This is a genomic window from Methanobrevibacter wolinii SH (assembly GCF_000621965.1).
Classification (GTDB): Archaea; Methanobacteriota; Methanobacteria; order Methanobacteriales; family Methanobacteriaceae; genus Methanarmilla; species Methanarmilla wolinii.
This window is the reverse complement of record NZ_KK211379.1, coordinates 28,967-42,108: the sequence shown is the minus strand read 5'-3', so window position 1 is coordinate 42,108 and position 13,142 is coordinate 28,967. Positions and strand designations below refer to the sequence as shown.

6 protein-coding genes are annotated in these 13,142 nt (G+C 22.8%); 3 read left to right on the top strand and 3 right to left on the bottom strand.

Annotated features, from left to right (window positions below; all coding sequences use genetic code 11):
• Window positions 1–362 precede the first annotated feature (362 nt).
• A complete protein-coding gene (locus T523_RS08185) occupies window positions 363–3,296 on the bottom strand; it encodes a DUF3427 domain-containing protein (RefSeq protein ID WP_042708490.1) in 2,934 nt (977 codons plus the stop codon).
• A 242-nt stretch (window positions 3,297–3,538) separates the two neighbouring features.
• Complete coding sequence (locus T523_RS08180; RefSeq protein WP_042708489.1) at window positions 3,539–3,922, bottom strand: (deoxy)nucleoside triphosphate pyrophosphohydrolase; 384 nt, start codon at window positions 3,920–3,922, stop codon at window positions 3,539–3,541.
• Window positions 3,923–4,718: 796 nt separating this feature from the next.
• Between T523_RS08180 and T523_RS08175 the strand changes: the two genes are divergently transcribed.
• A complete protein-coding gene (locus T523_RS08175; protein WP_042708488.1) occupies window positions 4,719–5,039 on the top strand; it encodes a hypothetical protein in 321 nt (106 codons plus the stop codon).
• 64 nt (window positions 5,040–5,103) lie between these two features.
• Entirely contained in the window at window positions 5,104–5,667 is a 564-nt protein-coding gene (locus tag T523_RS08170; RefSeq protein ID WP_156929620.1) for a hypothetical protein, read from the top strand.
• Between the two features lie 75 nt (window positions 5,668–5,742).
• Here the strand turns inward: T523_RS08170 and T523_RS08165 are convergent, their stop codons facing one another.
• Complete coding sequence (locus tag T523_RS08165) at window positions 5,743–6,669, bottom strand: TMEM175 family protein (RefSeq protein WP_042708486.1); 927 nt, start codon at window positions 6,667–6,669, stop codon at window positions 5,743–5,745.
• A 1,204-nt stretch (window positions 6,670–7,873) separates the two neighbouring features.
• On the opposite strand from T523_RS08165, the gene T523_RS08160 reads away from it, so the two are divergent.
• A complete protein-coding gene (locus T523_RS08160) occupies window positions 7,874–12,514 on the top strand; it encodes a transglutaminase domain-containing protein (protein ID WP_042708485.1) in 4,641 nt (1,546 codons plus the stop codon).
• Window positions 12,515–13,142 lie beyond the last annotated feature (628 nt).

Here is a 13,142-nt window from a genome sequence, read left to right as displayed (position 1 = left end):
ATTGCAAACACTAATCTAGTAAAATAAGGATTGTGACTTCGATATAATTAATTAAATCAATCATATCAGTTTTATATTGCAAACACTAATCTAGTAAAATAAGGATTGTGACTTTGTACATGATTATCAAAAAAATTTGACAACCACATTGCAAACACGAGTCTAGTAAAATAATGTTTATAACCTTTTTTTAATAATTTATAAATTGTAGTAATCAAAACATTGAAAAAATTTAATTTAATAAAATAAGTGGTTTTAATTAATTTTCTAAAAAAACATTTTTTTAATAAAAAAAGTTAAAATTATTAATATAAAAAATTTAAAATAAAAAAGAGTTTAATTTAATTTAATTTAATTTAAGTTTATGTATCATCTATTTCTGTTATTAGATAATTATATAAATCTTCTTTTATTGGATTATCTAATTTGTATTTAAAGTTTACAATAGGTAATTCTTTACCTTTATCATTTTTTATTGTTGTTTGTTCCCATTTTACTGGTTTTACTTGTCCTATATAATAGAAATCTTTTCCTTCACTATCATGTTTTTTAATAAATAAATGTATTTTCAAGTTCTTATTGTTGATTATTTCTTGTGGTTCTTTACTATCTAATTTAATATTTGATCTTGTTAACCAGCTGAAGATATTTTTTGATTCAAATTCGTCTGCATACTGTGTACTACTTGAGATATCATCTTTCTTTTCATAGGTTACAAATATTGGACAAGTATTATGTTTTATTCTATAACCATATAATGTTGAACTATCATCATGTGGCCAGTTAAGTAGTCTACATACATCTTTTCTTGAATATTTTTCATATAACTTAAGATTACATCCTTCTGTTTGTATATTATATTTATCACTGTATTTTTCTAGTGCATAATCTATTAAATCATTTATATGTTTAATATAGGTATTATGTCTTAGAAATTCATTAAATTCTTTTGTAATATTGTACTTTTTATCTTTAAGATTTGATAAATTTAAAAAGTCTCCTTTATCAAATTCAAAGAATCTAATATTTTCATATTTCTTTTCATCATTAGCTGTAAAGAAATCAAAGTTAAATATATTAAATGAACTTTCTATTGATTTAAAGTCATCTTTTATATTATATTTTAATAGACAATCTTCAAGTTGAGATATTGTAAAGTATTTATTATAAATTAATAGCTTTAATATTAATAGTTCATGTGGTCTTTTACCATTTGCAAATATATCTGTAATAAATTTTAATGATTTAATCTCTTCATCATTTAAGTATTCATCATAGTCTTTTTCTACTTTTTTTAAGAAGTTATAATATGTATTAAAACTATTATGATTAAGTATTAATAATGGATCAAGTTCTCTATTTCTATAGAAGTCAAGAAGATATGGTATTCTTCCAAGTTTAAATTTAAGGTTTTGATATTTCTCTTTAAATAATGAAATCTTTGAGAAATTTGTATTATTAATTGATTCATATATTCTTTTTTTAGATATTTCATCAAAGTTTATTGATGATGATCCAGGTATTGTCTTATTTCCTTCAATAATATATTTTCTTATATTATCTTTATCATAAGTTCTATCTCCAGATAATGCAATTGGTATAAGGAAGTTATTTTTATAGTTTCCAATAAAATCAATTATAACAACATATTCTTTATTTTTATATTTACGTAATCCTCTTCCTAATTGTTGTATAAATATAATTGATGATTGTGTAGGACGAATAAGTAGGATTTGATTTACTTCAGGTATATCTACACCTTCATTAAAAATATCTACAGTAAATATAAATTCTATTTTATCATGATAATTGTCATTTGTTAATCTATTTATTGCTTCTTCTCTTTCTTCTTGTGTATTAGCTCCTGTTAATGATAGTGATGGATATCCTCTTTTTGTAAATTCTTTTGCAAGTTCTTCTGCTTCTTTTTTAGTACTACAAAATCCAAGTGCTTTACGTCTATTACCTGAGTATCCATAATAATTTGATTTTTCAATTAAATAGTTTACTCTATCATTTGATACTAAAAAATTAAAGTCACTTGTATCTTCTCTTGATATACCATTTATTTCAAGATCACTTATACCAAAGTAATGAAATGGACATAGTAAGTCTTCATCAAGTGCATCTTGAAGTCTAATATCAAGTGGAAGATTATAATCAAATAATTCATAAATATTAAAATTATCTGTTCTATCTGGAGATGCACTCATTCCAAGAATAAATTTTGGTTTAAAATAATTTAAAATCTTTAAATAGCTATTTGCTCCTGCTTTATGTACTTCATCAATTACAATATAATCAAAGCTATCTTTTTTAAATCCTCTATATACCTCTTCTTTTGACATTGTTTGTATTGTAGAGAAAAGATAATCTTTATCATATTCTTTAGAGTTTCCAGATAAAAGTCCAAATTTATTATCTTCATTTTTAAATACTTTTTTAAAGGTTTTTATTGCTTGTTTTGCAATTTGTTCTCTGTGAACAAGAAATAGGAATCTTTTAGGTCTAAAGTCATATACTGCAAATGCTGCAGCATATGTTTTTCCAGTACCTGTTGCTGATACAAGTAATGCTTTATCTTCTCCTTTTTTTATTAATTCACGTATGTTTTTAAGGAATTTTTCTTGCATTATATTTGGTTTTATTTCTTCAATATTTTCTTTTTTTATCTCTGTAATTTCTCTATTAAACTTTGTAAAATTTTTATAATGATTATATATTGATTCATATTCATCAATTATATCATCAACATCTTTTGATTTATCCCATAAACTTTTAAATTCATCAATGATGTTATTTAATATTTCACCATTATTTAATGAAGAAAAACCAATATTCCATTCTTTATTTATTGTTAATGCATTCATTGTAAGATTTGAACTTCCTACAATTGCCTGATAAATTGTCCCTTGTTTAAAAATATAACCTTTTGTATGAAAACCTTCAGATTCTTCAGCATATAATTTAACTTCAATATTCTTAAATTCATTAAGTTTTCTTAATGCTTTTGGTTCTGTAAAGTTTAAATAGTCTGTAGTTAAAACCTTACCTTTTATTCCTCTTTCTTCAAGTTCCTTTAAGTCTTGAAGTAGTGGTGTTAAACCACCCATAGTAATAAATGCAACACTTATATAGAATTCATCACATTTTTCTAGTTCTTCTTTTATTGAGTTTAATACTTTTTCTCCCTTTTTATTTATGATAAATTCTGGTTTAAACTCTTCGTATGATTGATATTTTTCATCAATAAATGCAGTCTTTGCACCATCAATAATATTTTTATTATAATCCATTTTATCCTCTTTAAACCCTTAATTATGAATAAAAATTTTTTTAAGTAGATAATTTTATTATTTTAGATATTCAATTATTTTAGTGTTTATTGTTAATTATTATAGTTAAATAATTTTTTTTTAGAATTTTAATATCTTTTCTTAGTTATATGATTTAATAATTCTTTTTAAAAGTTTTAATAGCTCTTATTCTTGTATTAGATGATTTTTTAAAACTTTAGTATTTCTTGTTAATCATGTAATTAGATAATTTTTTTTAAATATTCAATTACTTTAATATCTGCAGGTAACCAATTAACACTATCTAATTCATCTTTATTTAGCCATTTAGCATTCATATGTTCTAAAAGCTCAATATTAGTTTTAGCAGTACATAGGTAACAAGACATATATAAATAAAATTCTGGATATTGATATTCAACATCAATTATAAATTTATCAATCTTAATATCAGCATTTAATTCTTCTTTTATTTCACGAATTAATGCTTCCTTTTTTGTTTCATTTTCTTTTATTTTTCCACCTGGAAATTCCCATTGACCTTTAAATTCACCATAACCTCTTTGTGTTGTAAGTATTTTATTATCTTTTTTAATAATTGCAGCAACTACATGTAATTCTTTCATGAAATCCCCTGGATCTTAATTATTTTATATAAATATATTTTATTATGTTTATTAAAGGTTTTAATGTTTTCTTTATTTATTTTTAAAATTTTTATATATTTATATTATTAATTAAATTCTTGATTTCGGATTTTTACTAAAAAAAGTATTCTCTTAATATTTTCTTATATTTTAAAAGATCAGCTCTTTAATCTTAAAGATCTGGTAAATTACATAGCTTTTAAATAAAATAAGAATTAATTGTTTTTTAAATTAAAAAATTTATCTTAAAGTATAAAGTAAAATTTTAAAAAAATAGTAAAGTTGCTTTTTGCTTTAAATAAAATAAGTATATCTTATTTAGTTTTATTTGATTTTTTTTTTAATTTTAATAAAATAAGTATATCTTATTTAGTTTTAATTATTATTTGTATTGTGTTTTCTAAGTTTTAAATAAACTAAGTTTATTTATAATAAACTTATTTAATAAACTTTAAAGACTTTTTTTATAGAAATTTAAATTTATATATTATTTTTAAGCATTAATAAATTAAAATTTTCTAAATTTTCTGTTTTTTCTAATTTTAATGCTTATTTTATATTATTTAAAATCTAAATAAAAATACAATTTAAATAATTAATTTAAATTTAAGAAATTGTATAAAAATTAAATTTAAATAATCTAAGGGCTTTTAATTATTATATTTAAAAAGTGTATACACATTAAAAAAATGAATACATTTATATACTTTTTTAACATATTATTAATTGTATACAAAAATTAAATTTGTAATACATATTGAATAGGTGATAAATTATGTATAACAATCCAAATTTTAACAAATCAAATTGCAGACACAATAATGAAAATAGAGAAAATATGAATTTTAATGATGATTTTTTATTTAAAGAGCATGGAAGAAGAAATTGCAGACACAACAATAACATAGAATCTAAAGAGCATGGAAGAAGAAATTGTAGATATCAAAAAGACTTTAATAATTCTTTTGATGAAAATGATAAAAAATTTAGATGTCACAGACAATTTAATAATTGTAATAGAATGAACTTTAATGAATTAAGTGATGATGATTTTGAAAATTATTGTCATAGAAGACAAAGATGTTTAAAAAATTAAAAAAGAAATTTTAGAAAATTTTTGACCAAAAAATGAATACTAATATTAAAATTGGTGATAAATTATGTGTAACAACCGAAATTTTAACAACCCAAATTGCAGACACAACTATTCAAATGGACCTAATATGAATTTTAATGATGATTTTTCATTTAAAGGACATAAAAAAGGAAATTGTAGACATAGAGATTTTGATGAAAATGATGAAAGATTTAAATGTCATGGTCCATTTGATGAATTAAGTGATGAAGAATTTAAAAACTTTTGTCATAGAAGACAGAAAATGTTTAGAGAAATGAGAAAAAATGGAGATTTTAGAGGTTTTGGACCAAGATATATGGATGAACCACGTGGAAAAAAACAAAGATTACAACCATTAAGTATTAGAATAAAACCACATACAAAAAAATTCTTAAAAGAAGATTCTGTATTATCTGCAAGAGAAATCTTAGAATTATATGAAGATTTTGCAAGTGGAACTGAAGAATATATTAGTTCTTTAGAAGAAGATAAAAAAGATCTTGAAGATGAACTATCTAAAATACAAGAAAAACTTAAAAGTGCAAAAGCATTTACAGAAAAACTAGAAAATACAGATGAAAACTCTAAAAAAGAAGATAAAGAATAAAAAATATTATCTTCTTTTATTACTCTTTTTTTATAAAAAAATTAAAAATAATTAAAAAGAATTCTTAAAAATAATTTAATAATTATTATTACTATTATTTTCATATTTTAATTGTGTAATTATGAAAATAAATGGTGTTAATATTAATAAATAAGTAAATGCTGAGTTAATAAAGTAATTACCTAAAACAACAATAATTGTTAATAGACTTATTATAAGAAATGTATGTTGATAATACTTTTTTTGACTATTATCCATTGTGTTTTCAAGGAAATTCTTATTATTTGCATAACGTACACATGCAGTAAATAATATTGTAATAATAAATATATTAATTATAAATACACATTCAATAATAAAATATTGACCATATGAACCCATCAGAGATGTAGTAAATGGAATAAATGATAATGATGCAAGATATAGGATATTTAACCATAGATAAATAGTATCCATATTTTTTAATTTAATTACTTCATGATGATATACCCAAAAAGTACTTACTAAAATAAAACTAACAAGAACAGTACCTACTGTAGGTAATGTTGAAACTATAAAATTAAATATGTCTTGTGATGTTTTTATTTGGGTAGTAGGTAATTCAATACCAAAAGCAAGAAGAGTCATAACCATTCCAAAGATTCCATCAGTAAGTGCAAGTAATCTTCCAGGATCTATATTAAGATTTTGACTAAATATGTCTTTAAATCTATCTATTAGTCCATTATTTCTATTAAGAAATTCTATTTGTTTCTGATTATATTTTTCTTTTTTATTTGAATTAAAGTTTTCACTAAGATTATGGTCTATTAGTTTTTGTTTTTCTTTAATTTCATCATATCGATTTTGAGATTCTTGTTTATTTTCTGTTTTTAATTCATTTAGACGTTTTTTAACTTTCTTTCTTGCAAGATTCAATTCATAGATATCTTTATTTAGTTCTTCATCTTCAATATAATCTAGGAAATTATTTGAATTGATTTTATTATTTTTCTTTTCCATATATCTTTCCTCTTTAAAATTAGCTTTATTATATGATTTATTAATAATATAAGTGGCTATAATTTGATTATTATTGGGTGGTTTATTGTGATGTTTAACTGATATATAATTGGTTATAATTTGATTATTATTGGGTGGTTTATTGTGATGTTTAACTGATATATATTTGGATATAAGTTAGTTATTATTATGTGTTTTATTGTATGATTTTTTAATATTAATTAATAATACAATGGATAAAAAGTTAATTGTTATTATGTGGTTTATTATATAATTTTTAACATTAATGTTTATTTTTTTACTGAGATTTATATCTTATATAATTAAGATTTAAAATTATTATAAAAATACAGTTTATATTAAACAGTTTAATCTTATATTAATTGTTTTTTTAATATAGTATATTATTATAATATTATAATTATCTTTAACTTTGTTTAATTTTTATTTTAAATTTATAATATATATTATTAAATTTATATTTTATTTTTAATTATTTTAATAATTTATTAATAAAATTCTTTTATTTATTAATATAATAATTTCTACTAAATTTGATAATTGTTTAATTACATATTTATTTGTACTTATTTTTTTAAGTAAAATTTTTTAATTTTTTATTAATTTTCATACTATTTTTTATAAAAATTGTATATTCGATTAAATCGGAGTTATGATAAAACAAATATTTTAGAATGTCCAAATATTTATATCATACAAGTAGATAATCTTATTTTTATAGATTAAACCTTAATTTCATCTTATTTTAATATAATACTTATTTTATGTAACTATTTAAGTTTTAAAACTATGTATTACTTGAATTTTAAATGAGATTAATTTTAAGTTTTTATATTGATTTTATTGTATTTTTGTCTTATTTTAATTATTTTTAATAGTATTGTGCTATTTTTGGCTAATACAAATAGATTTATGCTTTATTTCTTAATCATAACCTTTATATACAATTTTTTACTTAGATTTATATATGAAATTATTTCTATTAATCCATGAGTTTTAAAAATTATAAATTATTAATAAATTTTTATTATATTATGATGTTTATAAAATTTTCATGAATATAGAGTGTTTGATTTTATAATTTTTTTCTATCTATAATATTATAGATTTTTATTTTTTGATATGATTTTTAAAAGTCTAAGTTATTTAGACATAATTTTAAAATTTGAATAGGAGGCGAAAAATGTCGAAGAAATTTAGATATTTTAGCTTACTTCTAGTTCTTACTGTCATATTATGCATTGGTGCAGTTTCTGCTACTGATGTAGACAATGGAACTGCAGTTAGCATGTCAAATTCTTCGGTTCAAGATTCAGTTCAAAATGTTTATGATAATGAAAGTACAAATTCAATAGATTTAAATACATCTACTATTGGAAGTGCAAATAATTTATCTGCAACTGTTTCAGATGATTATAATAATACTGGGGATGCTTCAAGTAGAAATGTTTCCAGTACAGTAAATAGTACATCAGTTACTAATAATAATAGTAGTTCTACTATAGATAATAATTCAGTAAATACTACTACTAAAGTAAATAATACTTCTAATACTATTAAAGCAAATACAAGTGTAAAACCTACAGTTAATAAAGCTGCAGGTTCTGCAAACTCTAATACTTTTAGTATTAGTCAAATTATTAGTGCTGCTAAAGTTGTTAAAAATTATTATGCAGCTAATGGTAAATTACCTTCTACTGTTACTATTGGTTCAGTTAAAGTTACTTTAGCTCAATTCTTATATTATGAATCTAAAGCTATTAGTCAATTAAACTCTGGTAATAAAGCAAATATTGCTATTATTAGATCTATGGATGAACCTTCTAGCCCAAATATGGGTGATTCAGTAAGTGGTAAATTTACTAAATCCGCATATGTTGATTCAGCTACTAGGACTTATAAATTCATATTAAATTATTTACAAGGTCCTAACTATTCAACAACTACTCTTAAAAGAGTATCTTATAATAGATTAATTGAAGCATTTAGTGTTGCTCTTGATTATTATGGATCTAACAATAAATTACCTGATTATTTAACTCTTAAATATGGTTCTAAAACCACTGCAGGTACAAATCCAGTTAGTTCTGTAAGTATTAATCAAATCATTGCCGCTGCTAAAGTTGTTAAAAATTATTATGCAGCTAATGGTAAATTACCTTCTACTGTTACTATTGGTTCAGTTAAAGTTACTTTAGCTCAATTCTTATATTATGAATCTAAAGCTATTAGTCAATTAAACTCTGGTAATAAAGCAAATATTGCTATTGTCAAAAGTTTAAATGAACCTTCTAGCCCAAATTTAGGTAATGTTAATAGTGGTAATTTAGCTAAATCTGGATATGTTGATTCAGCTACTAGGACTTATAAATTTATATTAAATTATAATCAAGGTCCTAATTATTCAACAACTACTCTTGGAAGAGTTTCATATAATAATTTAATTAGAGCTTTTGCTGATGTACTTGTATCTTATGGTAGTAATAACCGTTTACCTTCTAGTGTAGCAATTAATAACAATGCAAATATTAAAAAAACTACTACTATCACTGTAAACTCTAGTAATGTTTATAAAAATGGTGATAAATATAGTGTTGTTCTTAAAGATGCATCTGGTAAAATCCTTGCTAATCAGAAAGTTCAGTTTAAAATAAGTGGTATTAACACTGTTTATTATGCAACAACTGATGCAAAAGGAGTTGCTAGTTTTGTTATTAATTTAAATTCAGGTAGTTATACTATAACCTCTTCTTTTGGAGGTAATAATAATTATCAAGGATCTTCTAAATCTTCAAAGATTAATGTTCTTGGAAATTCAAGTTCAAAGAATAGTAATACATTTTCAATTTTTGTATTTGGAAGTGATATGAACAATGTAAATTTAGCTACACTTGCTTCAAATCATATAGGTAATATTTTCTTAAACTATTATGCTATTGAAAAATACGGAACTTCTGCAGTAACAAATTTCATTGCAAATGCAAGAAAATATAATATTAATGTATATATTTGGATGCAATGTTTCTATGATGGTAATTGGGTAAACCCTTCAACTTGTGGCCAAGCTTATTGGACTAAAAAAATAAATGAAGCTATATCTTATGCTAAAATAACTGGTGTAACTGGTATTGCTTTAGATTATTTAAGATTTGGAGGAAATGCTTATAATTATGCTAATGGAACATCTTCTATTACATTATTTACTAAAATGTTAACTAACTCAGTTAAATTAGTTAACCCTAATATTAAAGTTGCTGCAATTATAATGCCAGAGACTACTCAAAATGTTTATTATTATGGTCAAGATTCCAATCAGTTAGGAAAAATTGTGGATATTCTCATGCCTATGGTTTATAAAGGCAACTACAAAGCAAGTAGTTCATGGATTAAATCAACTACTGCTTACTTCAAAGCACATTCAGGCACTGCACAAGTATGGACTGTATTGCAATCATACAAATCTGATGATGATGTCACTAAATTAAGTGCATCTGAATTAAAAACTGATGCTCAAAATGCATTAAATGGTGGTGCTTCTGGTGTCTCATACTTTAGATATGGTTATACAAACTTTATCAACTCTACTACCTTAAATGGTGGTATAAGCAGTATGGAGGGTAATACTTCTGATAATATTACAGGTGTTTACAATACTACAATTATTGGTAAAAATACTACAATAATTGGTGGTACTGGAACTTACTATACAGTTGTATTAAAAGATGAAAATGGTAAAGTTCTTGCAAATAAAAAAGTTAGATTCACAATTCTTGGTGTAAACTATGATGTTGTAACTGACTCTAATGGAATTGCAAAAATTCAAATTAACTTAATAGGAGACAGAACTTATAATATAACTTATATCTTTGCTGGTGAAGAACATTATAATGGCTCTAATGGATCTGCAGTAATTAAAGTTACTAAAACAAATCCAAGTATATCAGCTTCAAATATAACTATGTATTATAGTGATGGATCTAAATTTGTTATTGTATTAAAAGATTTCAAAGGTAATGCTTTAGCTAATAAAGAAGTTTATCTTAAAATTGGTAATTCTATTTACAAATTAGTTACAGACAGTAATGGTAAAGCACAATATGTAATTAATTTAACTCCTGGAACTTATACTGTAAGTTTTAACTTTAATGGTGATAACTACCGTTATAGTTCTAATTCAACTGGAAAAATAGTAGTTAAAAAATTATCTTATGTTATAAAAGCAAATGACCTTACAACTACCAGTAAAACTGGATACTATAATATTAGTGTATATGATAATCTTGGTAAAAAAATTGTAAATCAATATGTTAATATTACTATTGCAGGAAAACTTTATACAGTTAAAACTGATTCAAATGGTAATGCTAAAGTTGCATACAGTTTAAACCAAGGAACATATACTGTTAATGTAAGCATTGTTGGAAATAACATATATAATGGTAATTCAATTAGTAAAAAAATTACTATTAATAATAAACCAGCTACATATTTAACTATTAATCAGATTATCAATGCTGCAAAAACAGTTAAAGCATATTATGCAGCTCATGGTTCTCTTCCATCAACTGTTACTATTGGTTCAACTAAAGTTACTATAGCTCAATACTTATATTATGCATCTAGAGCTATTGCACAAATTAATACAAATAATATGGCTAATGTACCTATTATTTCTTCAGTTGATTCAGCAAGTAATCCTAATTTGGGAGATACAATTAGTGGTAATTTAAATAAATCAGGATATGTTGATTCAGCAAGTAGGACTTATAAATTTATATTAAATTATATGCAAGCTCCTAACTACTCAACAACTACACTTAATAGAGTATCATTTAATACTCTTACTGAAGCATTTAGTGTTGCTCTTGATTACTATCTTTCAAATAAAAAATTACCAGATTATCTTACTGTAATATCAGGTAAACAAACTACTGCTCATAGTAATGGTAATACTAATACTACAGGTAAAACCATAACAATTAACCAGGTTATTAGTGCTGCAAAAGTAGTTAAAGAATATTATGCTAAAAATAAAAAATTACCAAGTAGTGTAACTATTGGTTCATATAAATGTACCTTAGCTCAATTCTTATATTATGAGTCTAGAGCTATTGCACAAATTAACACTAACAACTGGAGAGATATTCCAGTTATTGGTTCATTAGATGAACCATCAAGCCCAGATATGGGAGATTCAATTAGTGCTAATTTAAATAAATCAGGATATGTTGACTCTGCAAGTAGGACTTATAAATTCATATTAGAAAATGGACAAGGTCCTAACTATTCCACTACAACTGTTGGAAAAGTTTCATATAATGCTTTAATTGAAGCATTTAGTAGAGTTCTTGCATATTATGGTGAGAATAAACAACTTCCAAGTTATACTGCTATTGATACAACAAGTGATGAGGATACCTCATCTATTACTGCTCTTGCAGTAAGTTTAACTTCTGGTCTTAGTTCAGATTATGATAAGGCTGTTGCTATGTTTAATTGGGTAAGAGATAATGTCGTATATGATTATTATTATAATTCCCAACAAGGTGCAGCTTTAACTTTAACTAAAAGAAGTGGTAATTGTTGTGATCAATCTAACCTTTATGTTGCTATGTGTCGTGCTGTTGGAGTAACTATACGTTATGTTCACGGTTACTGTCAATTTACAGATGGTTGGTATGGTCATGTTTGGACTGAAGTATATGTAAATGGTCAATGGTATTCTGCAGATTGTATTTCTACAAGAAATACATTTGGTTCCATTAATAATTGGAATACAAATACTGCAACAATATATAACAGATATACCAATTTACCATTCTAATTAGATATATAATGGGAATTGATAGATTTTCTATCAATATAAATAGTTTAGAAGTTCTTTTACTTCTAAATTATTTCTTAATTTAATTTTTTTAATATTTTTCATTGTTTTTAATTTATTTTTATTATTTTTCTGTTTTTTCTTGATTTTTACTAATTTTGATGATTTTTTATTATTTCTTACTAATTTTAGTTTATTTTTTTGATTTATTTTCATTATTTACAGATTTTTTTTCATTATTAACTTTTCTTGCTTTTTTATTATTCTTCTTATCTAATTTAAGTTAAATTATTTTTAAAAATTTAAATTTTTAAGTAAAATAGTTTTTTAGTGAATTTTTTCTTTAATTTTGTTTTGTTTAATATTCTAATTTTAGAATTAATTTAATTATATAATTCAAATTTTATGTTAATATTAAAGTGTTTAATATTCTAATTTTAGAATTAATTTAATTATATAATTCAAATTTTTATGTTATTTTTAATGTGTTTAAATATTCTAATTATCTTAATTTTAGAATTAACTTTTAAATCGTGATTTTTTAAGATACAAAAGAAAAGTAAAACACATATATTAATACACTTTCATTCAATAATATAAGGTGGACAAATAGAACCACTCAAAAAAA

What these genes read in the sequence shown, in the direction of transcription:
- T523_RS08185 (WP_042708490.1), bottom strand. Translation starts at nt 3,296, where the DNA reads ATGGATTATAATAAAAATATTATTGATGGTGCAAAGACTGCATTTATT.
- T523_RS08180 (WP_042708489.1), bottom strand. Translation starts at nt 3,922, where the DNA reads ATGAAAGAATTACATGTAGTTGCTGCAATTATTAAAAAAGATAATAAA.
- T523_RS08175 (WP_042708488.1), top strand. Translation starts at nt 4,719, where the DNA reads ATGTATAACAATCCAAATTTTAACAAATCAAATTGCAGACACAATAAT.
- T523_RS08170 (WP_156929620.1), top strand. Translation starts at nt 5,104, where the DNA reads ATGTGTAACAACCGAAATTTTAACAACCCAAATTGCAGACACAACTAT.
- T523_RS08165 (WP_042708486.1), bottom strand. Translation starts at nt 6,669, where the DNA reads ATGGAAAAGAAAAATAATAAAATCAATTCAAATAATTTCCTAGATTAT.
- T523_RS08160 (WP_042708485.1), top strand. Translation starts at nt 7,874, where the DNA reads ATGTCGAAGAAATTTAGATATTTTAGCTTACTTCTAGTTCTTACTGTC.